At 35.8% G+C, this 21,513-nt stretch carries 24 protein-coding genes; 17 read left to right on the forward strand and 7 right to left on the reverse strand.

The features are described 5' to 3' along the window. Nucleotides 1-188: 188 nt before the first annotated feature. The 6 genes from AC4BB5_RS03255 to AC4BB5_RS03280 all read left to right on the forward strand — a co-directional run bounded on the left by AC4BB5_RS03255 (nt 189) and on the right by AC4BB5_RS03280 (nt 3,175). Complete coding sequence (locus tag AC4BB5_RS03255; protein ID WP_490457974.1) at nt 189-596, forward strand: hypothetical protein; 408 nt, start codon at nt 189-191, stop codon at nt 594-596. Next, complete coding sequence (locus AC4BB5_RS03260; protein WP_490457975.1) at nt 593-1,852, forward strand: alpha/beta hydrolase family protein; 1,260 nt, start codon at nt 593-595, stop codon at nt 1,850-1,852. Before AC4BB5_RS03255 ends, AC4BB5_RS03260 begins: the two co-directional genes overlap by 4 nt. A gap of 21 nt (nt 1,853-1,873) precedes the next feature. Continuing rightward, the gene (locus AC4BB5_RS03265; RefSeq protein WP_490457976.1) at nt 1,874-2,182 is read left to right on the forward strand and encodes a hypothetical protein; all 309 of its coding nucleotides are present in this window, start codon (nt 1,874-1,876) and stop codon (nt 2,180-2,182) included. Nucleotides 2,183-2,201: 19 nt separating this feature from the next. Further along, nucleotides 2,202-2,486 carry a hypothetical protein gene (locus AC4BB5_RS03270; protein WP_490457977.1) on the forward strand — a complete coding sequence of 95 codons (285 nt, stop codon included), beginning with the start codon at nt 2,202-2,204 and terminating at the stop codon, nt 2,484-2,486. A 109-nt stretch (nt 2,487-2,595) separates the two neighbouring features. Beyond that, nucleotides 2,596-2,865 (forward strand): hypothetical protein, encoded by a 270-nt coding sequence (locus AC4BB5_RS03275; RefSeq protein ID WP_490457978.1) that lies wholly within the window; start codon nt 2,596-2,598, stop codon nt 2,863-2,865. Continuing rightward, nucleotides 2,858-3,175 carry a hypothetical protein gene (locus AC4BB5_RS03280; RefSeq protein ID WP_490457979.1) on the forward strand — a complete coding sequence of 106 codons (318 nt, stop codon included), beginning with the start codon at nt 2,858-2,860 and terminating at the stop codon, nt 3,173-3,175. The genes AC4BB5_RS03275 and AC4BB5_RS03280 overlap by 8 nt, the downstream gene beginning before the upstream one ends. A 314-nt stretch (nt 3,176-3,489) precedes the next feature. Here the strand turns inward: AC4BB5_RS03280 and AC4BB5_RS03285 are convergent, their stop codons facing one another. Further along, entirely contained in the window at nt 3,490-4,224 is a 735-nt protein-coding gene (locus AC4BB5_RS03285) for a MerR family transcriptional regulator (protein WP_490457980.1), read from the reverse strand. Nucleotides 4,225-4,472: 248 nt separating this feature from the next. On the opposite strand from AC4BB5_RS03285, the gene AC4BB5_RS03290 reads away from it, so the two are divergent. Next, nucleotides 4,473-6,695 (forward strand): ATP-binding cassette domain-containing protein, encoded by a 2,223-nt coding sequence (locus tag AC4BB5_RS03290; RefSeq protein WP_490457981.1) that lies wholly within the window; start codon nt 4,473-4,475, stop codon nt 6,693-6,695. A gap of 62 nt (nt 6,696-6,757) precedes the next feature. Here AC4BB5_RS03290 and AC4BB5_RS03295 read toward each other — a convergent pair whose 3' ends face one another. After that, nucleotides 6,758-7,006: a hypothetical protein gene (locus tag AC4BB5_RS03295; RefSeq protein WP_490457982.1), complete on the reverse strand. Its 249-nt coding sequence runs from the start codon at nt 7,004-7,006 to the stop codon at nt 6,758-6,760. 1,173 nt (nt 7,007-8,179) lie between these two features. Here AC4BB5_RS03295 and AC4BB5_RS03300 point away from each other — a divergent pair. The 3 genes from AC4BB5_RS03300 to AC4BB5_RS03310 are packed head-to-tail and all read left to right on the forward strand — an operon-like array spanning nt 8,180 to nt 10,535. Then, nucleotides 8,180-9,034, forward strand: coding sequence for a S8 family peptidase (locus AC4BB5_RS03300; RefSeq protein WP_490457983.1), 855 nt, complete (start codon nt 8,180-8,182; stop codon nt 9,032-9,034). An 18-nt stretch (nt 9,035-9,052) separates the two neighbouring features. Next, complete coding sequence (locus tag AC4BB5_RS03305) at nt 9,053-10,054, forward strand: hypothetical protein (RefSeq protein WP_490457984.1); 1,002 nt, start codon at nt 9,053-9,055, stop codon at nt 10,052-10,054. Beyond that, nucleotides 10,032-10,535, forward strand: coding sequence for a hypothetical protein (locus AC4BB5_RS03310; protein WP_490457985.1), 504 nt, complete (start codon nt 10,032-10,034; stop codon nt 10,533-10,535). Before AC4BB5_RS03305 ends, AC4BB5_RS03310 begins: the two co-directional genes overlap by 23 nt. A 115-nt stretch (nt 10,536-10,650) precedes the next feature. Here the strand turns inward: AC4BB5_RS03310 and AC4BB5_RS03315 are convergent, their stop codons facing one another. The 5 genes from AC4BB5_RS03315 to AC4BB5_RS03335 all read right to left on the reverse strand — a co-directional run bounded on the left by AC4BB5_RS03315 (nt 10,651) and on the right by AC4BB5_RS03335 (nt 16,741). Continuing rightward, on the reverse strand, nt 10,651-12,081 hold the full coding sequence (locus AC4BB5_RS03315) for a 6-phospho-beta-glucosidase (protein ID WP_490457986.1): 1,431 nt from the start codon (nt 12,079-12,081) through the stop codon (nt 10,651-10,653). Nucleotides 12,082-12,233: 152 nt separating this feature from the next. Continuing rightward, nucleotides 12,234-13,565, reverse strand: a complete 1,332-nt coding sequence (locus AC4BB5_RS03320; RefSeq protein WP_490457987.1) for a PTS sugar transporter subunit IIC — start codon at nt 13,563-13,565, stop codon at nt 12,234-12,236. Nucleotides 13,566-13,799: 234 nt separating this feature from the next. Continuing rightward, complete coding sequence (locus AC4BB5_RS03325; RefSeq protein ID WP_490457988.1) at nt 13,800-14,219, reverse strand: hypothetical protein; 420 nt, start codon at nt 14,217-14,219, stop codon at nt 13,800-13,802. A gap of 124 nt (nt 14,220-14,343) precedes the next feature. Continuing rightward, nucleotides 14,344-15,117: a MurR/RpiR family transcriptional regulator gene (locus AC4BB5_RS03330; RefSeq protein ID WP_490457989.1), complete on the reverse strand. Its 774-nt coding sequence runs from the start codon at nt 15,115-15,117 to the stop codon at nt 14,344-14,346. Nucleotides 15,118-15,232: 115 nt separating this feature from the next. Then, on the reverse strand, nt 15,233-16,741 hold the full coding sequence (locus tag AC4BB5_RS03335; RefSeq protein WP_490457990.1) for an amino acid permease: 1,509 nt from the start codon (nt 16,739-16,741) through the stop codon (nt 15,233-15,235). Nucleotides 16,742-16,842: 101 nt separating this feature from the next. Between AC4BB5_RS03335 and AC4BB5_RS03340 the strand changes: the two genes are divergently transcribed. The 7 genes from AC4BB5_RS03340 to AC4BB5_RS03370 all read left to right on the forward strand — a co-directional run bounded on the left by AC4BB5_RS03340 (nt 16,843) and on the right by AC4BB5_RS03370 (nt 21,349). Next, on the forward strand, nt 16,843-17,271 hold the full coding sequence (locus AC4BB5_RS03340) for a GAF domain-containing protein (RefSeq protein WP_490457991.1): 429 nt from the start codon (nt 16,843-16,845) through the stop codon (nt 17,269-17,271). Between the two features lie 14 nt (nt 17,272-17,285). Beyond that, nucleotides 17,286-18,284, forward strand: coding sequence for a sensor histidine kinase (locus AC4BB5_RS03345; RefSeq protein ID WP_490457992.1), 999 nt, complete (start codon nt 17,286-17,288; stop codon nt 18,282-18,284). 130 nt (nt 18,285-18,414) lie between these two features. Next, the gene (locus AC4BB5_RS03350; RefSeq protein WP_490457993.1) at nt 18,415-19,062 is read left to right on the forward strand and encodes a response regulator transcription factor; all 648 of its coding nucleotides are present in this window, start codon (nt 18,415-18,417) and stop codon (nt 19,060-19,062) included. 11 nt (nt 19,063-19,073) lie between these two features. Then, nucleotides 19,074-19,811 carry a sirohydrochlorin chelatase gene (locus AC4BB5_RS03355; protein WP_490457994.1) on the forward strand — a complete coding sequence of 246 codons (738 nt, stop codon included), beginning with the start codon at nt 19,074-19,076 and terminating at the stop codon, nt 19,809-19,811. Then, nucleotides 19,799-20,227, forward strand: coding sequence for a precorrin-2 dehydrogenase/sirohydrochlorin ferrochelatase family protein (locus tag AC4BB5_RS03360; RefSeq protein ID WP_490457995.1), 429 nt, complete (start codon nt 19,799-19,801; stop codon nt 20,225-20,227). The genes AC4BB5_RS03355 and AC4BB5_RS03360 overlap by 13 nt, the downstream gene beginning before the upstream one ends. Before the next feature lie 127 nt (nt 20,228-20,354). After that, a complete protein-coding gene (locus AC4BB5_RS03365; RefSeq protein WP_490457996.1) occupies nt 20,355-20,795 on the forward strand; it encodes a MerR family transcriptional regulator in 441 nt (146 codons plus the stop codon). Then, nucleotides 20,792-21,349 (forward strand): NAD(P)H-dependent oxidoreductase, encoded by a 558-nt coding sequence (locus AC4BB5_RS03370; RefSeq protein ID WP_490457997.1) that lies wholly within the window; start codon nt 20,792-20,794, stop codon nt 21,347-21,349. The genes AC4BB5_RS03365 and AC4BB5_RS03370 overlap by 4 nt, the downstream gene beginning before the upstream one ends. The last annotated feature ends 164 nt before the right edge of the window (nt 21,350-21,513 follow it).

Genomic DNA, 21,513 nt, shown 5'->3' on the forward strand with positions numbered 1-21,513 from the left:
ATAGCCCGACAATTCGCAGAGTTGTAATCACAAAAAATGCTCACCAGTCAGTTGTGACAGGTGAGCATTTTTTTGTGTTAGTAGAGATAACGATAAGTTGTAAATTAAATAACGCTATTTAGAATTTTAAATAAAATAATTCGATATTATGTTATAATTAATTTACCATCTATCTTCAGGAGGATATAATGAATAAACGGATTTTGATAATAGCGGTAGTTATTACTATAGTGCTTATTGGATTTGGAGGGAAATTGTATATGGATAAAAAAGCAGAGGAAAAAGCTAAGGAAGAACAACGAAATTTATTGGAAGTTCAAAAAGAAGCAACTATTGCTTTGAAGAATACTTTTAAAAACATTAATTCATTAAAATTTGAAGAAAATCCAGATGGAAATAAAATGACTGGATCATATGGATTAGTATTAACTATGACTAATAAAGAAGGGAAATCAACTACTTTTTTCGCCATATATATAAAGGGAAAAGAAGAATTAGAAAGTTATATAATAGAAGATGAAAGCGTACAGATTGAGGGAGAAACAAAAGATTTTATACAAGTTATTTTCTATAATGGGGAGAAAGATAGAGTATGACTATTACAGAAAAAGATTATAACAAACTTAGCGAAATGGTGTATTGGGTTGATCCTAAACACGAAGACCATAAATCTAATTTAAAAAAAGACAAAAAAATCAAATTTAATAATTCTGAATATGAAATTCTTGATGTTAAACATGAACCCAAAAACGGAATGCAAGCAATGGCCGTCGCCCCAGTAGTTAACGGAAAAGCAGACACCTCACAAGTAGTAATTGCTTACGCAGGAACGAATCAATCGGACGATTTAGATATAGCGACAGATCTACAAACAGTTGGTGCAGGAAGCGATAAACTGAAATCGTTTGATTGGTTTGGACCACCTGAAATGGTGGATGCCCAATCTGTCACAGCTCAACAATTCGCAGACTCGATTAGAAATCAGTATCCTTTTGCAACAATTACAACGACTGGACATTCTTTAGGCGAAAGTTTAGCATTTTACATTGCCGCAGAAAACAAATGGCTTAACGTAGGATTCAATGGTCCTTATGCTGGAAGCATGATGTCTAAAGATGGAAAAAAATGGGCAAAAGATAACCCAGGTATGTTTTATAATTATCGAAATAAAAACGATGCTATCGGAGGACTTCGAGTTACTGGTCGAGAGTTTGCCATTATTATTGATATGGAAAAAGACAAAAAGATGGCGGATCGATTTAGTGGCGCTTACCATAGTCTGGCTATGTGGGAATTTGATAAAAAAACGGGACGATTGTTAATTCCTGACAATGAGTTCAATGTAAAAGCAATTAAAAAAAGAGCTGAGAATGATAAACAGCAATTACTAGGTGCTCTTAGTAGCACACAAGCATGGATGAAGTTCTTGCGAAATAAGCTAAAGAAAAGTGGTGGCGGTTTATCAGCCAATGAAGCGATTTTCTTAGACAGCGTTGAAGCACTCCTTGTATTAAATGCGCAAATGAGTACAGTCAATGCAACGTTTTTAGAGGCAGAAAGTTTCCTTCGTCGGCAAACAGAAAAAGCAGAACAATCTTGGAAAAAATCATTAGAAGCAGGAAGAACATTAGGACATGATTTAAGCGAACCAGAAGTACTAGATGCACTCGAATCTATAGGGGTCAGTAAATCCATCATTTCAGATCAACCTAAAGAGAGAAACGAATCGAAAATTGCTGAATACAAAGAGATCGCAAGCAGTTGTGATACGCTCAAAACAGAAATTCATGGAAGTATTGAAAAACTATTATCTGTTGATCAACAATTAGCGAAACAATTTCAACCAGACTAACTGTAAAGGAATGCGTTAAGAATGGATAAAGAAGAAGAACTAAAGCTAGAGTATCTGAAAGAAGTGCGTATATGTGAGGAAAAAGAAGATCAGTTAGCTTGGAACAAAACAAAAGTATTTCAAGAAATAGATGACTATGTCAAGGAAACTGAGTATTGGGCAGGTAGACTCCCTTTTGGTCGTGAAGCCATATCTGAAGCGTATCATCATTTTCAAAATGAATCGTTGGAGTTAGAGGATCGATTTCATCAGGAACGAAAAAAAATAATGAACGAGCTGGAAGAGTTAGAAGAGAACTATAGAAAAGAATTACGTAATTTAGAAAATTAAAAGGAGGCTTTTAGAAGACATGGCAGAGCTATTCACTGATGAAATTCTTGATGAAGCTGGATTAAAGGAGCTTAGAAAAGCGAGACAAAAAAATAACATCCGTTCTTTCGTTGGGACGGCCGTACTCATGGATCACGTGGCAAGAGAACAAGAAGTAAAATCAATTACTGACACGTACATAAATGAATTGAAAAGTTCTTTAGAGAGTTTATCAAGTAATTTAGGCAGCTCTCTAAAAGGACAAGCCGGAAAAAAAGTAAAAGAAGCAATAAAACAGCAGGCCTCAAAAATCCAATCGATATAGAGGTAGACCAATTGATTGGATTTTTGAGGTCACTGAAGCGTCGGGGCTGTTGGAACTTGATATAATACTTTAGTATGTTGACTAAACAATTAAAAAAAAGAGGTGTTTTATGGACGAAAAAGAACTTGAACGTGAAAGGGAACGACAAAAAGAGCTTGTCCGAAAAATAGGCGAGGAAACTGTAGCTAAGCAGCAACAAATGCATGCGGCTGTTGAAAAAAATGCCAGTGAACTAATGGCTCGTATGCTTGAAACCATTCAAGATACACAGAAATTAGTGGAGAAGTGGTCGGGTCTTGAACAACCAGCAAAGAAGCCTGATCTTCACCTGGTACCACCCCTCTCTTCAGAAATACCAAAGGAGGTACCTCATGACTGAAAAACGTCCTAAAATAAATGTAGAAATGAATCCCGCACAGTACTATCCTCATGTTCGTGAAGAATTAAAAAAAGAGCTAGAAGGACAGTTTCCTAATAATCCAGAAGCCGTTACTGAACATTTAGGTTTTGCAGATAATCTTCATTCACTAGAACAAGAAATGGAAAAAATCATGGCTTCTGTTGACCAACGGATGATTGCTGCAGAAAATAATGCATTGACTTTTTTAGAAGCTTCACCTGAACGTATTCCTCTTCATATCAAGCGTTTAGCAGCTTTCTATGAACAATGGAAACATGAAAATAGATAATCAATCAATTTGAAAGTGAAGACTATATTCTCTGCTTAGGTTTGTTCGAAGAGGCCATTCTACTTATAGAAACGATTTATTTTTATACGCAGGTACTGTGGCCTAATGATTGATGTAGTTCTTTTCGTGCGACAAGTAATTACGTGAGAAAATAAGTAAAATGATCTAGTTTCTCCCTAAGTAATCGACCTACAAGTCACTTCTGTCATCTCTTGTATGACAAGAAATAGTATGTAGGTCGATTACTTTATTTTCATTCTATTTGGTAAGGTGATAGCCCTCAAGAGTGGTTGTCCCAAGCTCTTTGCTATACCTTAATAAAAATCAGTGCTAGGAAAATCTTCAAAAAAGTCCGGTTGTAAAAAGTGAATCAGCGCATAAATGTACTTATCAGCAATCATTTGCCGTTTAAGAAGTTCATTCAAAGCACGCAATGATTGCTCGGCTAATTCAATCATTCGTTTAGGCGAATCTGCTTGTAATTGAGCCAAAATTTCTCGGACTTCATTTAATGACCAAGTAGAAGATCGAATCAAACGGATAAATAATAATTGTTGTAAGGCATGTTCATCAAACATTCGATAGTTACTGTCACTATCTCGTGGGACTTCAAGGAGGCGCTCTTTTGTCCAGTGGCGAATCGTGGTTTCAGGAATCGCTAAACGATCTGCTGTTTCACCAATTGTCAGCCAACCTCTAGTAGGTAGCAGAGTGATTTCTTGCCATTCTTCTTCATGAAGGAGAGCTAAGGTTTGATCGGATATATTTTTCCGCTGATTTAGTTTGACTTGTTCTTCATTTAATAACCAAAAAGCAGCTGTAAAGTTATGACGTTGAATAGCTGCCATGATGTTATTTGTCGCATGATAGCCGTAAGTGAGTGTAGTCGTTCGAATCGCACGAAAGTAATGTAGACTTTCTTCTGTATAAAGCCGATAACCACTGCTACTGCGTTCAGGTGAGGGGAGTAGTTGTTTTTTTTCATAGTGCCGTAATAAACTGGTACTGATGTTCAATTCTCTGGCGATATCAATAGGTCGGATATTCATGAACTATTCCTCCCGATAACAATGTTTTTTACTAGTATAAGCTATTTAATAAGGTTTGTAATCTATAACCTTAGAACTTGCACCGATGTGCTACGATAAGGTTAGTCTAATGGTATCTAGTTGTGCGGGCTAGTTCTTCGGGAAAAAGATAAAGATAGAATGAGACAGAAAGCACCTCAGTCGATTTTTCCTATTTTCCTGTCAGAGCTGGACGAGTCCGTTTCGCTTTTATTTTAAGGAGGATTTTTATGACAGAATATGTAACAATCAATGGGGCCAGAGAAAATAATTTGAAAAATGTCTCAGTAAAAATACCGAAACGAAAAATAACTGTTTTTACAGGCGTTTCAGGTTCAGGAAAATCCTCTATCGTATTTGAAACGATCGCCAATGAATCACAACGGCAATTAAATGAAACCTTTAGTGCGTTCATACAAAATTTTCTACCGAAATATCAACACCCAGATGTAGACAGCATTGAAAATTTATCTACTTCTGTGGTCATCAATCAAAAACGTCTAGGTGGCAATTCTCGTTCAACCTTAGGAACGATCACAGATATCAATCCTTTACTACGAGTACTTTTCTCAAGATTTGGGAAACCTAGTATCGGTCCTGCTAACTTTTTTTCGTTTAATGATCAAGCAGGCATGTGTCCAGATTGTCAAGGTATTGGACGAACACTTAGAATCGATGAAGATAAATTTTTAGATCGTTCACAGTCTTTAAACAGTGGAGCGATTGAGTTTTCTGCGTTTAAAAATACTGAATGGCATATGAAAGGTTATTTAGATTCAGGTTTGTTTGATAACGATAAGAAAATTACAGAGTATACAGAGCAGGAACTGGATACCTTGCTTTACGGAAAAGATATTAAAGTTAAAATCGAAGGTGTTAATTTCACGTATGAAGGTTTATTTGCAAAGTTCAATCGCCTCTATTTACAAAAAGAAGGTGAAATATCACCACGAACACAGAAATTGATTAGTGAATATACACATGAAGCCACTTGTCCACTGTGTCAGGGGAAACGTTTGTCTCAAGCTTCATTAGGTGTAAAGGTAGGGGATTATTCAATTGCGGATTTGACTGCTATCGAATTGGTTAAAATACTGGAGGTCTTAGAAACAATCAACAGTCCAAATGCTACGCCAATCATTAATAATCTTAAAGAAAAAATCGGCCACTTAGTTGAAATTGGCTTAGGGTATTTAAGTTTAGATCGAGAAACCACAACATTATCTGGTGGCGAGTCTCAACGTGTGAAGATGGTTAAGCATTTAAATAATAGTCTAGTGGATTTGATTTACATATTTGATGAACCTAGCATTGGACTGCATCCTAGGGATGTTCATCGTTTAAATGAATTGTTGTTCAAACTAAGAGACAAAGGCAATACCGTGATTGTCATTGAACATGATCCAGATGTGATTAAAATTGCAGATCATGTGATCGAAGTTGGTCCCCAAGCTGGAAAGCATGGCGGAAATATCATGTTTGAAGGAAGTTATGAGGCTTTGCTTGAGTCTGATACATTGACAGGGAATTTCTTGAAAAATCAAACAGAGTTGAAAAAACAGGTTAGACCCGCAGTTGATTTTTACCAAGGCCGTCTTTCAAGTATGCATAATTTAAAGGAGACGGCGTTGCGTATTCCTAAAAAGACCTTAACGATGATTACAGGTGTGGCAGGATCAGGAAAAAGTACCTTGGTCAAAGATTCTTTTTTATCAGAATTTCCAGAAACGATTGTGATTGATCAAGCCGCTGCTCAAACAAATTCACGTTCGAATCCAGCAACCTATATTGGGATTATGGACAACATTAGAAAATTATTCGGAAAAGCCAACGGTGTGTCACCTTCATTATTTAGCTACAATTCAAAAGGTGGCTGTGAAAACTGTAAAGGACAAGGATTTATCGAGACGAATTTAGCCTTTATGGAAGCAATCAAAAGCGAATGTGATGTGTGTCATGGCAAGCGCTATAAACAAGAAGTGTTAGATTATCAGTTCCAAGGAAAAAACATCACAGAAGTATTAGCATTGACGGTAGAAGAGGGATTGGAATTCTTCAAAGAACCAGTGATTTTGAAAAAAATCCAAGCGATGGAACAAGTTGGATTGAGCTATTTAACCTTAGGACAACCGATGAACACCTTATCTGGTGGGGAATGTCAACGAATGAAATTAGCCAGTGAGTTTTACAAAAAAGGCAGTATTTATGTTTTAGATGAACCATCGACAGGGCTACATTTATCTGATATCCAGCACTTGACTGAGATCATGAATCACTTGGTGGATCAAGGCAATACGGTTATTGTGATCGAGCATCATGTTGATTTAATCAAGCAAGGGGATTGGATTGTAGATATTGGCCCTGATGGGGGTAATCAAGGTGGGGAAATTGTTTTTGAAGGGAAACCGGAAGAAATAAAAAATAGTCATTCGATTACAGGACAGTTTATTTAGCGATAATTAAAAAGTCGGAGAGAAATGTCTCTTCGCCTTTTTTTATTTCTATAAATCATTCGTTATTTTCCGTTTGTAAATTTATTCAAATATTTATCTGTTTCGGTTATTAAAGTATCAAAATTTTGATAAACCACTTCGAACATTTCGGCACAAGCTTTCATTTCTTGCGGATTTCTTCTTACTTTACCTTCAAGAAAATGCTTCATAAAATGCAGTGCATCGTGCCACTCTTTCAACTCAAGTAAATAAGCTTTTGCCTCCAAAATATCCAGATAAGCAATCGTGCTTGATTCCTGTGATTTTTCCATGTCTCCATTCTCCTTGTCTAAATTTGGTCTGAAGTCCAACTAGATAGGTAAACAAAAAACGATCAGACCCGCGCCTCATCGTTTTCAATAGACAAAAACCATCGCAAAGATCTCGACACAATCTAAAAGAATTTCTCACATAAGGTAGAAATTCTGGCTGAAATTGGGTACAATAAAACATGCTGGTACTTTGGTATCGGCTATCGGCAACTTGTATTGGCAGGGATTGCTGTCTTTACAGGGCCTCATGATTTTGGTTCCCGCCAAAATGTGGGGTGCCGTTTTTTATTTTCTATCAGGTCGTTGTTACAAAATAGGATAGCAACAAAAAAAGATATCGGGAAAATATCCCAATACCTGTTCATCAATAGTATGAACTACCCTTACTTTTTCACTTCTTATCAAATAAAACACGACAAAAAAGAAGCGGTCAATGACACTTGATTTTTGTACAATGAAAGAAGCTAGTTGTAATGCTAGCGACTATTGGCGACTTGTATGGGCAGAGATTGCTGACTTTACAAGGACTTCAAGTATAAGGTTCCCGCCAGATACTTGAGGTGCCAATGGTTATTTATATGTGATGGCGCTTTGCGAACTTTTCTTAGTTCGTAAAGCTTTTTTCGTTGCTATCCTATACCAAAAAGTATAAAGAACTTAACATGAATGGTCAATACGAACAAGGGAGAAAATCAATTGATTTTTTTATACGTATGTTAAATCGTGATGTCGCGAATATTCATAGTGCTGCCGTTGTGTTTGAAAGAGCTGATTCTCAGCCGAAAAACTTATTTGAAAGGCCAATTGTTAGTTTGATGAAAAAGCTAGTTTTAAAAGCTTTCCTTCCAGAGAAAACAGACTAAATTAGCTCCTTCAATTTTTTAATTAAGGAGTGGATTGCGTGAAAGAACATAAAGATAGAAATAAACTAGTTGAATACGAAGACGATTTTTCATTGAAATAGGTAGTTGGTGCCTATTTGTCTGTGTCACAATTATTTTTGAAGCAAAAAAGGATGAAACTATTCTAAATGAAATTAATCTTTACATATTATAAAATATATTATACGATAATTTGTACGGAATGGAAAAAATCTGAAAATTCAATTTTTTTAAGGCCCAATTTGTAAAGAAGCGTATCTTAAAAAATAGATAGGTGGAGAATTATCTGGAAATGAAGTTAAAAAAAGTGTTTTATATTCTTGTAAGTATTTTCATCATTGGTTTTCTTTATCAGTGTAGCAAGAAAAGTGAAGTACCATCATTGAATAAGTTTGACTATCAAGCATTCTCAAAAAAGTATTCAAACTCAGAGCAGTTGAAAAATAGAATGGTTAAGATAGGAATTATTGATGGAGAATTGGCTGACAATCATAGAGCGTTTTCTAATATGAATTCCATTATTAAAAAGGCTATGGTTCATGTGAATAAAAAAGAAGATACCGTACACGCAACATCTGTTCTAGGTGTAATTAGTCAAAGTAGCTATAATGGTTCTAAATATGGATTCGCAGATCCTAAATATTTAGACGTATATAATGCTAGTATTCTATCTGCTGGTATAGCAAAACCTAATGATTTACTGAATGCAATTGAATGGTGTCTCGAAAATCAAGTAGAAATTATAAATATCAGTATCGCATTCAACAAATTTTCTGAAGAACTTTTGGAAGTAATTAAAAAAGGACAAAAAAAAAATATTTTGTTTGTTATTTCAAATGGGAATTTTGATACCACCAAACGAGATATACCAAATATAGAAAACGTTATTTTTGTAGGAGCTCTAGACAGTAATTTTAAAAAATCTTCTATGAATTCTTCAAACAAAGCAAACTATTATTTCCCAGGAACTAAAATAGTAACACCAAGCTATGGGGAAAATGAATATTCAGAGATGGAAGGGACTACTTACTCAGCTGCTATTGCTACAGGTCTACTAGCTACTAAACTACAAAAAGATTTAAAGTTTGAGATAACCTTCAATGATTTAAAAAAATACCTTAAATCTATTGAAGTTATTAATAAATAAGCATTAAGGAGATGGAAAATGAAGAAAATTGTCGTAAGTTTGTTAATGATTTTAAGCTGTGGGTGTATAAGTAATACAGCATATGCGATTACAAATGATCCTATTAGTACAACAGAGAATAAGATTTTAACAGAACTAGAAAAATCAAGTAATGAGGCCACAACATTTGAAAATGTTGAGATTGATTTGGAAGAAAGCGAGTTAATTATTCAAGCGAAAACGCAGGTTGACGACGAAACAAGAGAAATTGAAATTGTTCAAGAATTTCAAGAAGACTCCATAAACTCGAGTGGTATGAAAGTATCTGAGAAAAATGAAGAGGAAACAAATAATTATAGTCTTTATTTTGGTACATTGGAACAGAAACAAAGGCTAGAAAAAGCGATTGAAGAAGAAAAAATATTATTGGAAGAAATTGAACAAGGAAAGTACTCAGAAGAAGAGCTTCAAAAAATTGAATTGCCTACTAAAAACATAATGGAAGATGAAAGTACGCATATTACAACAGAAGAACAATTTGCGGATACTGCCATAGTTATTACTGATGAAAATACATTCGAACAAAGGGAAATATTACCAGAAGATGGTGTAGCTTCAGGTTTTGTACTAGGGCCAGGAATTCGGGTTGCGATTCCAGTCGCACGAGAATTAATCAGACTATTATTTGCGGCAGTTGTTGGAGGATTACTAGGAATTGCGTTAACTATTTTTTCTAGAAATGCAAATTACAGACAGTTTTACGAGCATTATAGAGCAGTGAGGACTGGTCGAGTAGGAATCGTAGTTTATTCTGGTATGAACTTAAATACAGCTGTAAATTACATGAAGATACGTGGAGATTTATGGTCAACAACATCTACAGGAGCCTACAAGGTAGCTCGTTTAGCTGGTGGACTAAGAGGTGGCAAGTTCCAACCGCCAATAGCAGATAGGGCGCATGGAGCTGGTAATTTCGCACATTATCATACTTGGAATAGGTCTGGAGGGCATTCATTTTATGGTGTGGCTTCAAACAAATAGGAACAAATATTATTATTCAGAGGATATACACAGTCAGCAATATCAAGATATTACTAACTTAGCTTTAAAACAAGGGTGTACATTTTTTGAATTTTGTATTCGTCATGATATTGATTTTAAAGGAGATAACACGTATTCATATGATAAAAAAACATATGAATTAATTAGTTATTTAGATTCATTTTTAGTTACTAAAATTGAAACAAATAGTTGGGCAACTTCAATGGTAATTGAACGTGAAAAAGTAGTGGAAGTGTATCGCTTTGTATTTAATTCAGATTCACTATCCATTCTTTTAAACTATTCAAAATCAATTGGAGATTGGCAAGGTCCGAATTTGCCAGAAGATATTGCCTTTTTTCAGGGGGAAAAAATATGGCTAGGTACAGTTGGGCATGAAAAAATGTCGTGGTGGTTTTTGACAAATGAAGAATGCCAAGAAGTCAGAAATATGGGGATTGATTTATTTGGAGGAGAATAGAGAACGTTTCACTATTTTTCTGATGCTTAATAAATCGCTTGTATAGTAAAAAACAAAGGTGAAACTAAATTGTGTTTATGCAATTTAGTTTCACTTACTTTTATATCCAAATCTCTTACAACTCTTCACCATTACTCTTAATCACTTGCTGATACCAATCAAATGATTTCTTCTTAGAACGCTTCAACGTCCCTTGTCCTTCATTATCCTTATCCACATAGATAAAACCATACCGTTTCTTCATCTCACCAGTTCCCGCAGAAACCAAATCAATAAAGCCCCAAGGCGTATACCCAATCAATGGAATACCGTCAAATTCAACAGCTTCTTTCATCATCTCAATATGAGCTTTCAAATAATCAATCCGATATTGGTCATTGATTGTGCCATCTGGTTCAATTTCGTCAATCGCACCAAAGCCATTTTCCACAATAAACAAAGGCAATTCATAGCGCTCATTAAACCAGTTCATGGCATAACGCAAGCCAAGCGGATCAATCTGCCAACCCCAGTCAGAGGCTTCTACGTAAGGATTTTTGACTAAATCTTTTGACTCATCATAATCAAAAGCAGGGCCTTTATCATGATCTTTGATGGCAAACGACATATAGTAACTAAAGCCGATATAATCCACACAACCATGGGTTAAATCAGTCAAATCCTGTTCCGTAATATCTAAATTAAACCCTTTACGAGCCAAATAGTTTTCCATAAAGCTTGGATAATGTCCTCTTACATGAACATCTGTAAACCAGTAACGTTTTTGCATTGCACTGACAGACATCATCATATCTTTGGGATCACAAGAATAGGGATAAATTGGACACATCGCAATCATACAACCAATTTGAAAATCAGAATTGATTTCATGTCCGATTTTAACCGCTTGTGCACTTGCTACTAGCTCATAGTGAGCGGCTTGGTACATGATTTTCTCACGATCTTCTCCTTCTTGGTACTTAATGCCAGAATTGGTAAATGGGGCAAAGTCTTCAGCGTAATTCGCTTGATTATTGATTTCGTTAAATGTCATCCAATAAGTGACTTTATCTTTATAACGTTCAAAACAAACACGAGCAAACTTTGCAAAGAAATCGATCATTTTACGATTACGCCAGCCGCCATATTCCGTTACTAAATGATAAGGCATTTCAAAATGAGATAAGGTAATTACAGGCTCGATCCCATATTTTAAACATTCATCGAACAAGTCATCATAAAATTGTAATCCTTCTTCATTCGGTTCCGTTTCATCACCGTTCGGGAAAATTCGCGTCCAAGCAATCGATGTCCGGAAACAATTTAACCCAAGATCAGCAAATATTTTTACATCTTTTTTATAGTGATGATAAAAATCAATCGCTTCATGATTAGGATAATTTTCACCCTGCAACACACCATCTGTGATTCGTCTAGGAACACCGTGAGCACCAACAGTCATAACGTCAGCAACGCTAACACCTTTACCACCTTGATCCCAACCACCTTCTAATTGATGAGCAGCTACGGCGCCGCCCCAAAGGAAATCTTCTCTTAAAATTGACATATCATCTACTCCTAACAACCTTTATTATTTGGAAAAAACAGCTATTTATTCTTTTAAAACTAAAATAGTTAACCGTCCCTACACAGCTAGGAGGAATCATTTGAACGGAATCAGCTGTGCAAGGATGAGTTAAGTCAATTTAAACCATTTTTTTAAGCTTCTGCTTCAATTTCTTCTAATACTTTTTCTGTAATAGGTTGATTTGTTTCTTGCGCATAGTTGATCGCATCCATTTTTCTAGCAAATGGTAAGTATATAAAGAATCCTAATGTTAAGACAAAGGCTTGTAATAACGCTGCCTGCCATCCGCCAACTAATAATCCTGAAATGATCGGAGGTGTTGTCCAAGGGACTTGAACGGCTGTAAATAATGGCACTAAACCAGTATAGAGCGCAAAGTAAGTAATAACAGATGACACAACTGGCGTTAAGATAAATGGAATTGCCATAATCGGGTTCATTACAATCGGTGTGGCAAACGTGATTGGTTCGTTGATATTAAATACTGCAGGACCAATTGACAAACGTCCTAATTGTTTAAATTGAGCTGATTTTGCAAAGAATACCATATAAACCACTAATCCAAGGGTCATACCAGCACCTGTTACGGTTAAAAATTGATCTAAGAATTGTTGCGTTACGATATGACCACCGTTTGCAACAGTTAATTCTTTACCCGCTTTCAAAATATCCGTATTTTCCAAAGAATTCGCTTGTAAAATCGGGCCCATGATTCCACCGACGATCGTTGAACCATGAACGCCGAAGAACCAGAATAAAGGAACCAAGAAACCAAGCACTAAGGCGCCACCCAATGAATCTGTTACCCCTTGAAGTGGAGACTGTAAGACATCGTAAATGAAATCAAAGAATGTCGTTTTAAAGACTTTATCAAAGAAGATATACACAAACATCGCACCTGTGATCAAAGCCGCAGCTGGGATCAGGGCTGTAAATGAGTTCGCAACGTTTTCAGGAACTGCCTCAGGTAATTTAATGCGGATATCATGACGTAAGAACCAACTGTACACCCAGCCGACGATCAGTCCGACGATGATTGCTGTAATCATCCCTTTACCAGCAGTCCAGTCTTTGTTTATAACATTACCAATCGTTATACCACTGTCTAAATCAGTCACATCTGGAGACATAAACAAAATAAAGACAACTAATGAAATCATTCCAGCAGGCAGACCTTCAAAGCCTTCTGTTTTCACGTAAGAATAAGCAATCCCGATCACTGCAAAGACAGACATGATCGCAAAAGATGCACCATAGGCCTGATTAAAGTAAACAACTAATCCACTATCCGTGATCCATTTGGCTACTGACTCAATCGGTAAATTAGCTAATAATAAGAAAATCGAACCCACGATCGTAAATGGCATCGTATACAACATACCATTTCTTAACGCTGTAATTGCTTTAGTATTGACGAATTTTAAAACGGGTGGTAGAACTTTTTCATTGATCCATTCATTCATTCTAAACCTCTCCTTTGGTTAACTAAAGTAACGGAAAATAATTGCTTGCAGCAGTATTTCAATAGAGCGGCCGCTCTTATTTTAATCTACTGAATACGTTTACATGTTTACTATAAAAGAATTTCAGGCAAATTCCTATAGTCTGAGCCAGTTGAGAAACATGTACCGTGTAAAAAAACAAATTAGATCAAAAAAGAAGGGAATCATCATGTGATTTCCTTCTTTGGGGCTGTTTTATTTATTAATCATTGGTAATTTTATGGTGATTTTACCATGTTCAAAATCGATTAGTTGAATGTTATTAGTTCCTCCGATTCCATATTCAGTAGATTGATAAAGCTCACCATAACATGCACCGATAAAGTGATCAATATCAGCCAAAGTTTCCCATGAACCAATGAAAACTGCATAATCACCAGCTGATACTTCAAAAGTTCGATTGCCTTCACTATTTTCGATCAGATATTTATACGTTCCATTACGTTCATCAGAATCGTTGATAATGATTGCTCTTACAGTACTTAATTCAGTAGGTAATATTTCTAGTTTTTGGTTATTCACCTCAACAAAATCTTCAGGTGTTTTAGGAATAGCAAATTTGTATTGTCTCCCAGTGATAACTTCATTATCCAAATGTTCGATGGTAAATGTCATTAGCAATCACGCCCTTTCATCGGGGTCATTCGTCTAGAAAATACGGCTGACCTTTCTACAAACAATAGCAATGACTACACATTTTGTCAAAGTTTCAGCATAAGAAATAGTTGCCAGAGCCTGTTTATTCAGTATCTTTTTTTATTGGATTCTTTTCAGCGAATTCTTTACTTGCTTGATGAGCAAGTAGTTCGATCAATGCGATTACTGGAATTTGTGTGGTGATATTGATATAAGGATCAGCGTAAACGGAGCGTTCGTCTGGCATATAATAAGAAATATTATAATCCGCTAAACGAGAGATTGTGGAGTGCTCATCATTGGTGATACTTAAAACTTTAGCACCTGATCTTTTAAAATCTGTCGCTTGTTTGATGACTTCAGTTGTTTCACCTGAAACGGAAAGAATGATTGCTAAGGTATTTTCAAATCCTCTTTGCGGAATTGGAGTGAATGGATCACCGATACTATAAGCATTGATGCCCATATTCGCAAAATAGCGACTGCCGTAACTGCCTAAAATTCCGCTTGTCCCAATACCGGAGAAAACAATGTGACGGGCAGAGGCGATCATCGTAATTGCGGGTTTCAGTGTTTCGTAATAGGTTTGTTGGTTGATGCGCTTCAAAAAAGAATCCACGTGGACCGTCGCATCATAATACTGTTCAAAAGATTGTTCCTGTAGTTCTACTTCTTTTTTTAAAGCATATTTTAACTCTGAAAAACCGTCAAATCCCATTTTAGAACAAAACCGTAAAATTGTTGATGTGGAAACATGACAATCAGCAGAAAGTTGACGAATCGTTAATTTAGGTACACTAGTCATATGCTCTAATATGTATTGATAAACTAACATTTCCAGCTCATTTAATGATTGAACTTTTTCTAAATCAAACAAAAAAATCCCTCCTGCACAAAAGATATCTGCATTTTCTATTTCGAGAAAAAACAGAAAACAACTTCTTTTACATTGTACAGGAAAGAGGAACATTTCGCTTGTTATTACGATTTTTTTATGCATCCACCAATTTTTTTCGATTTTTCTTATGGAAGTATTGATAAAGCCAATAACCAATCGAAGTAAACAATAAAGGTCCAACTAATAATGTTAGACTTTGTAGGTAATTTCCTTGTGAAATTGGCTGATATAACTGAAAGCCGATGGCTAACGTAATACTTACAATCACACTGCCGCTGAGCAATGAACCATTGAGTTTTGACTGAATCAAAGCAGAGCTCGGTTCTTGTTCTAATTGTTTTTTCTTAAAAGCTGGATAAGCAAGAGCGACTAATAAATAAGGAATCGCTCTAGAAATATTGGTCATCAATGTTAGCTGATTATATAAAAAGACGACATATTTACTGCCGAAACTGATACCCAATATAAACAAACTGATCAATCCACCTTGAATCAATAATGCATAAACCGGCATGTTATGTTGGTTTTTTTGTTTCAAGCGGGGATGCCAATAATGGGCGGGTGTTCCTTCTACTAGCGTGCGAATCGGTAGATAAAAAATCGTTGATAATAAACTAATATAAGAAAGCAATAAAGTTAGTGCTGTGAAGCGAGTAAATAATTGTGATAACCATTGGGTTTGCATAGGCGATAAGGCAAATGATCGACCAACAGAATCCCCTAAATTTTCCATTAATTCATACATTAAATTACCTAAATGAATGCTGCCATTTTCTTTCAAAACAGACAAATCAGAACTTCCGCTCCATAAAAGAATTCCTAAAAAATAACAAAAGACCACTAAAATACTACTCAGGATCAACAATTTAGGAAATCGTGTTTTTTGTTTTCCAGTTTTATCAACGAGACTTGCAATTGTATCTAGTCCACCAAAAGCTGTGATTGCAAAAATCAAAAAGGTTAACTGTTCAATCAATGATTGCCTCGAAGTGGAACTGCTTTGACCGCCTTTAAAACTAGCAGCCAGATTTGGCAAGATAGCGGACTGATTATTGAGCCATAACCAAAGGTTGCTGCTAAGGCTAATGATCATTAAAATCGACATCATGAGGCCACTCAAATATAACGCAGAAGCAATGCCCTTAAAGCCTTTGCTGACAAAAAATAATGTCGCAGAAACAGCCAGTATCGACAAAATACCGATTATAACAGGTGTAGGAAAATAAGTAAGTGAACTGCTTTTTTTTGTTAAATCTTGTCCAAATAGTAAAATAGACGAGGGAATCCATAATTTCATAAATAAGCTGATCATCCAAATAAAATAACTGCAGTACCATAGAAAAGCGGCAATGAAAGCAACTTTTTCAGAAAGATGCCCGGCTAGCCATTGATATAATCCGCCAATATGGTTTTTATAAACACCTGTAAATTCTGCTATAATAATAGCGTAGGGAATAAAATAAAACAGTGAAGCGCCGATAAAATAGGGAAAAGCCTTCACCCCCATCAAGAAAAACGCTGTTGTCATGCTAGAAAAAGAAAAAACTGTCATGGTAATGATCATGACCAATCGCTTAGGACTAAAAGTAGTAGTTGTTTTCATAAAAAAATCCTTCTAAAATAAGATGATGTTGGGTTAAGAATAAGAGAAGATCGAATAGAAAACAAGCTTTTTATTAAAAATTAGGGAATAGGAGTAGTCAAATGACGGATCAGGTGCAACAAGTAATCGATCGAATCAAAGCAGATCTAAAGGTGGATTTTGTCACACTAGCACTTTCTACTGTGAATGAACTCACTAAAATCCGTGTCATTCGCTGGAATTATGTAGCGGGAAACACCAACCAGAATTACAAGAAAATTAGACTGCAGGTTGGCAAAGGGATTGGTGGAATCGTTTGGCGAACAGGTCGTCCTTATCAAGCAACTGATTTACAAAAACAGCCAGAAAAATTAGTAGAACTACCAATCACGAGAATGGAAAAGTTAGAAACAATTGTAGCGTTTCCCGTATTAAAAAAAGGAGAAGTAAAAGGCGTATTATTACTCGGTTATCGAGAAAAAATAGAGATTACAGAAGAATTTTTGACTGTTGCTAAAGACAAAACAAATGAACTAGTTGTTTATTTATAGGTGAAAAAATGGAAATGAACTTAATGGAAAAACTATTTGACGAAGCAAAAGATAGCTTGTTTTTAATCGAAGAAAATAAATGTATCAAACGAAATAAAGAGGCCGCTAAATTAGAAACCCTGTATCCATTTTCTTTAGAAAAAGTGTTGGAAATTGCTAAAGGTGAAGGTTGTATGCTTCATTCCACTATGGAAAAGTGTCTAGATTGTGAGGTCAAAGCAGATTGGGATCAGGCCGCATTTCCCGTAGTCTTAGAAAATATAGAAGGTGAACAAGAACAGTTCAGTGGTAGTTATACTACGATTGATCAAGAAACCTCTTTATTAAGTATTCGGCGCGTAGCTGTTCAAGATCGTCTGCAACAGGTCATCCAAAATAAACGCTTGATCGAATATGTCAATCAAGCGCATGAAAATGAACGTCGAGCTCTTTCACAAGAGTTGCATGATGGATTGGCTCAAAGTATTTATAGTTTGATGCTAGAAACTAGGCAGCTAAAATGGAGCGGACAATCAGAAGACCTATCAACAAAATTACAGAGAATTGATGAGGATTTTGTCGCTTTGCTGGGTGAAGTAAAACAATTAGCTGTTGATTTACGCCCAACCGCTTTGGATGATTTAGGGTTGATTCCAGCTATTGAAGTCTTATTAAATCGTTTAATAGAAACAACGGGTGTGGATATCCATTTTATTCCGATGATCGAAAATAAAAGATTTGTGGAGAGTGTGGAGATCATTACGTATCGTGTTTTGCAAGAAAGTGTGATGAACAGTGTGAAGCATGCGGATGTGAATGAGCTGTGGGTAACCTTAAGCGAACGAGAAAACCACTTAGTACTAACTGTTCGGGATCATGGTAAAGGCTTTGATATTCAAAAAGTAAATGCGCACAGCCGTGGATTAGGACTTTTACATATGCAAGAAAGAGCTGAATCGATCGGAGGATACTTAGTTATTCAGTCAGAAGAAACGGAAGGAACAACGGTGACGCTAGGTTTGCCAAGTATGTGATCTAGCTGTGCGGAGAACCTTTTTGGTCTGGAAAAAATAAACATGGCGTGAGACAAAAAGTGTCTCAATCATTTTTTTCCTATCAAGGCTAAACGAACCCGTTCCGTTTTTAAATTTAGGAGGTGGTAAGATGAATATCATAATAGCAGATGACCATGCCGTTGTGAGAAGCGGTTTACGTTTGTTACTCGAATCCCAAAAGAATATCAAAGTTGTAGGGGATGCAGCAGACGGTACGGAGGCATTTTTGCTCCTTGAAAAATATCCAGTTGATATCGTGTTGATGGATATGCGCATGCCGCCAGGCGAAAATGGATTACAGACAACTAGGCGCATCAAAGAACATTTCCCCAAAGTGAAGACGATTATTTTAAGTATGCATGATGAAGAAGAATATGTCCGCACAGCTTTAGAATATGGCGCAAAAGGCTACATTCTTAAAAGTTCTCAAGATACCGTGTTGCTAGAAGCCCTCCATCAAGTAATTAATGGGAACATTGCAATCGACCCATTATTTGGCGAATACGACAAGGATAGTTGGCATAATCATGCTGAACCGGCAGAAAAAGATGCAAAGTATGAACGTCTGTCGAAAAGAGAGCGAGAAGTCTTACCGTTAGTTGCTTTAGGCTATAGCAATAAAGAAATTGCAGAACGCTTATTCATTTCCGTAAAGACAGTGGAAGTCCATAAATCTCATGTAATGAAAAAATTAGAGTTTGAAACATTTAGTGAATTATTGCAATATAGTATGAAACATCAATTAATCGACTTATGAGGTGAGAAAAAATGATTGGGATTCTTTATGTATTTCATGGCAGTCAAAAAGCTGAAAAAAATCAAGCAGCGATGGAGTTTATTAAGCAAGTAGAAACAAAACTTGATCCAACTTTTTACCAAGCAACGGCGTTTTTAGAAAATCATTCTGATACGATTCCCAGTGTTGCTGAAAGAATGATCAAAGATGGTGTGACTAAGATGATCATTGTACCGGTCTTATTATTTGCGGCCAAACATGCTTTAGTCGATATTCCTGCTGAAATTAAATCAGTAAAAGAGCAGCATCCAGATGTCCAGTTTATGCAAACGGAAACTTTCGGCAGTAAAAACGGTAGTCGCCAAGTCTTGTTGGAACGCTTCCAAGAAGTAGCCACTGCTTATCCAGATGACCAATTAGTCGGAATTTTAGTGGCACATGGAACAAAACAAACAGACGAACCACAGCAGGTTTTAAGTGAAATTGCCAGAGAGATCCAACAACAAGTCGGGTTTCCAATTATACCGACTAGTTTAAAAGGACAAGAAGATTATTTGGTAGATATCAAAAAACAATTATCCGAGGAACAAAAAATAGTGATCGTGCCTTTCTTTTTGTTCGATGGACATTTGATTACGATCATGAAAAATAAACTGGAGGAGGCATTTCCAACAACTGATTTTATTATTACTCGCACACTGGAGTTTGATTCACGAATTTTAGAAGACTTGGAACAAATCGTTAAAGAGGCGATCTCATGTATCCCATAATGCTTGAACTGACAGGAAAACATATCGTGATTATCGGCGGTGGGAAAATTGCGTTGCGAAAGACGCTAGGTGTTTTAAAGGCCAAAGGACAAGTAACCGTCGTTGCACCGAACTTTTTGCAGGAATTTGATAAGTTAGATGGAGTAAAATGTATTACAGCAAAATACAAAGCGGAGTATATTCGAGAAGCCCACCTTGTTTTTGCTTGTACTGATTCTAAAATCGTCAATCAAAAAATTGTTGAAGATGCTTCCGATTACCAGTGGGTCAATGATTGTAGTCAGAAAGAAAATAGTGATTTTTTTAATATGAGCACGATTGAACAGGAAGAATATTTAATCGCACTGTCTACCTATGGAAAAAATCCAGCAGAAACGAAAAAAATAAAAGAACAACTAATGACCTTTTTTGAATAAAATACGGATTGTTAATAGCAAACAAGTTACTTTACTGATTTTTTGTAAGGTAACTTGTTTTTTGTTGACATTGCTCTTTGATGCAATGTTAAGATACCTTTAGATAAACAAAAAAGGAGTTGAGACGATGTATAAAATGAAGGACGTAGCAAATGAAATGGACATCCCACTTTCGACGATCAGATATTATGAACGCCAAGGAATCGTTATAGGGAAGCGGCAAGAGAATGGTTATCGTATTTTTGATGAAGCAGATAAAATTCTATTAGAATATTTAGTTGTTATGAAGCACGTTGGATTTACGATAGAAGAGATCAAAGAACTATTGGATTTTTTAGAATTTCCAGAAAGTGACGAATGTAGTGCACGATCCAATCAACTATTGTCTAAAAAAGAATGTGAGATCAAACAAAAAATCAGACATGAACAGATGGTTTTAAAGTTGATCCAAGATTTGAAACCAAAAATCGTCGCAAAAGAGTATGCTCAGTATGAAAAAGAAATAAATGGAAAAATCCACACTATCTACAAGGAAATTCAACACTCTAAGTCAGGAGAGAAAAAATGAAAACCACTATTATTTATGCACATCCATGGGAAGGCAGTTATAATCACGCAATCTTGGATAAATTGTTACAACGTTTAAAAAGAGCAGGGATCGACTACCAACTGATTGATTTGAATAAAGATCAATTTGATCCAGTTTTTTCCGAAAAAGATCTAGCCTTATTTTCCAAAGGTGAAACAACGGATCCACTTGTACGTCAGTATCAAAAAATGTTGGGAGAAACCAATGAACTATTCATTATTGCCCCTACATGGTGGTATGAGTTCCCAGCAATCATCAAAGGTTTTTTCGATAAAGTGATGTTGAAAGATGTTGCGTATGATGATTCAGGTCTGAGTTTAAAGGGATTGTTTACGAATATAAAAAAAACCACGATCATCAATACAGGAACAGCCCCTAAGTGGTATCTAAAATTTGTCAAAGGAAACTATGTTAAGTCGGTTTTTATTAAAGGAACATTGAAAGATATTGGGGTTAAAAATGTGAAATGGAAATATATTGATGTGAAATCGGCTTCAAAAGATAAGAGAGAACAATTTCTGGCAAATATTTAATAGTTATCTATAATAAAAAATGAAATCAATTGTTCAAACTAAGATAGGTGTTTACTTAGTTTAGGACAGTTGATTTTTGTATTAGAAAAAATAGTTCAACTACTGGATAAAATAGAGCTTAGTTATTAGGAAATTCCCTAATGGTCATTTCCTTTCATTCTTGC

This window comes from Enterococcus sp. AMC1252 (assembly GCF_058216515.1).

Coding starts and splice junctions, on each gene's coding strand:
- AC4BB5_RS03255 (WP_490457974.1), top strand. CDS start 189: ATGAATAAACGGATTTTGATAATAGCGGTAGTTATTACTATAGTGCTT.
- AC4BB5_RS03260 (WP_490457975.1), top strand. CDS start 593: ATGACTATTACAGAAAAAGATTATAACAAACTTAGCGAAATGGTGTAT.
- AC4BB5_RS03265 (WP_490457976.1), top strand. CDS start 1,874: ATGGATAAAGAAGAAGAACTAAAGCTAGAGTATCTGAAAGAAGTGCGT.
- AC4BB5_RS03270 (WP_490457977.1), top strand. CDS start 2,202: ATGGCAGAGCTATTCACTGATGAAATTCTTGATGAAGCTGGATTAAAG.
- AC4BB5_RS03275 (WP_490457978.1), top strand. CDS start 2,596: ATGGACGAAAAAGAACTTGAACGTGAAAGGGAACGACAAAAAGAGCTT.
- AC4BB5_RS03280 (WP_490457979.1), top strand. CDS start 2,858: ATGACTGAAAAACGTCCTAAAATAAATGTAGAAATGAATCCCGCACAG.
- AC4BB5_RS03285 (WP_490457980.1), bottom strand. CDS start 4,224: ATGAATATCCGACCTATTGATATCGCCAGAGAATTGAACATCAGTACC.
- AC4BB5_RS03290 (WP_490457981.1), top strand. CDS start 4,473: ATGACAGAATATGTAACAATCAATGGGGCCAGAGAAAATAATTTGAAA.
- AC4BB5_RS03295 (WP_490457982.1), bottom strand. CDS start 7,006: ATGGAAAAATCACAGGAATCAAGCACGATTGCTTATCTGGATATTTTG.
- AC4BB5_RS03300 (WP_490457983.1), top strand. CDS start 8,180: ATGAAGTTAAAAAAAGTGTTTTATATTCTTGTAAGTATTTTCATCATT.
- AC4BB5_RS03305 (WP_490457984.1), top strand. CDS start 9,053: ATGAAGAAAATTGTCGTAAGTTTGTTAATGATTTTAAGCTGTGGGTGT.
- AC4BB5_RS03310 (WP_490457985.1), top strand. CDS start 10,032: ATGGTGTGGCTTCAAACAAATAGGAACAAATATTATTATTCAGAGGAT.
- AC4BB5_RS03315 (WP_490457986.1), bottom strand. CDS start 12,081: ATGTCAATTTTAAGAGAAGATTTCCTTTGGGGCGGCGCCGTAGCTGCT.
- AC4BB5_RS03320 (WP_490457987.1), bottom strand. CDS start 13,565: ATGAATGAATGGATCAATGAAAAAGTTCTACCACCCGTTTTAAAATTC.
- AC4BB5_RS03325 (WP_490457988.1), bottom strand. CDS start 14,219: ATGACATTTACCATCGAACATTTGGATAATGAAGTTATCACTGGGAGA.
- AC4BB5_RS03335 (WP_490457990.1), bottom strand. CDS start 16,741: ATGAAAACAACTACTACTTTTAGTCCTAAGCGATTGGTCATGATCATT.
- AC4BB5_RS03340 (WP_490457991.1), top strand. CDS start 16,843: ATGACGGATCAGGTGCAACAAGTAATCGATCGAATCAAAGCAGATCTA.
- AC4BB5_RS03345 (WP_490457992.1), top strand. CDS start 17,286: ATGAACTTAATGGAAAAACTATTTGACGAAGCAAAAGATAGCTTGTTT.
- AC4BB5_RS03350 (WP_490457993.1), top strand. CDS start 18,415: ATGAATATCATAATAGCAGATGACCATGCCGTTGTGAGAAGCGGTTTA.
- AC4BB5_RS03355 (WP_490457994.1), top strand. CDS start 19,074: ATGATTGGGATTCTTTATGTATTTCATGGCAGTCAAAAAGCTGAAAAA.
- AC4BB5_RS03360 (WP_490457995.1), top strand. CDS start 19,799: ATGTATCCCATAATGCTTGAACTGACAGGAAAACATATCGTGATTATC.
- AC4BB5_RS03365 (WP_490457996.1), top strand. CDS start 20,355: ATGTATAAAATGAAGGACGTAGCAAATGAAATGGACATCCCACTTTCG.
- AC4BB5_RS03370 (WP_490457997.1), top strand. CDS start 20,792: ATGAAAACCACTATTATTTATGCACATCCATGGGAAGGCAGTTATAAT.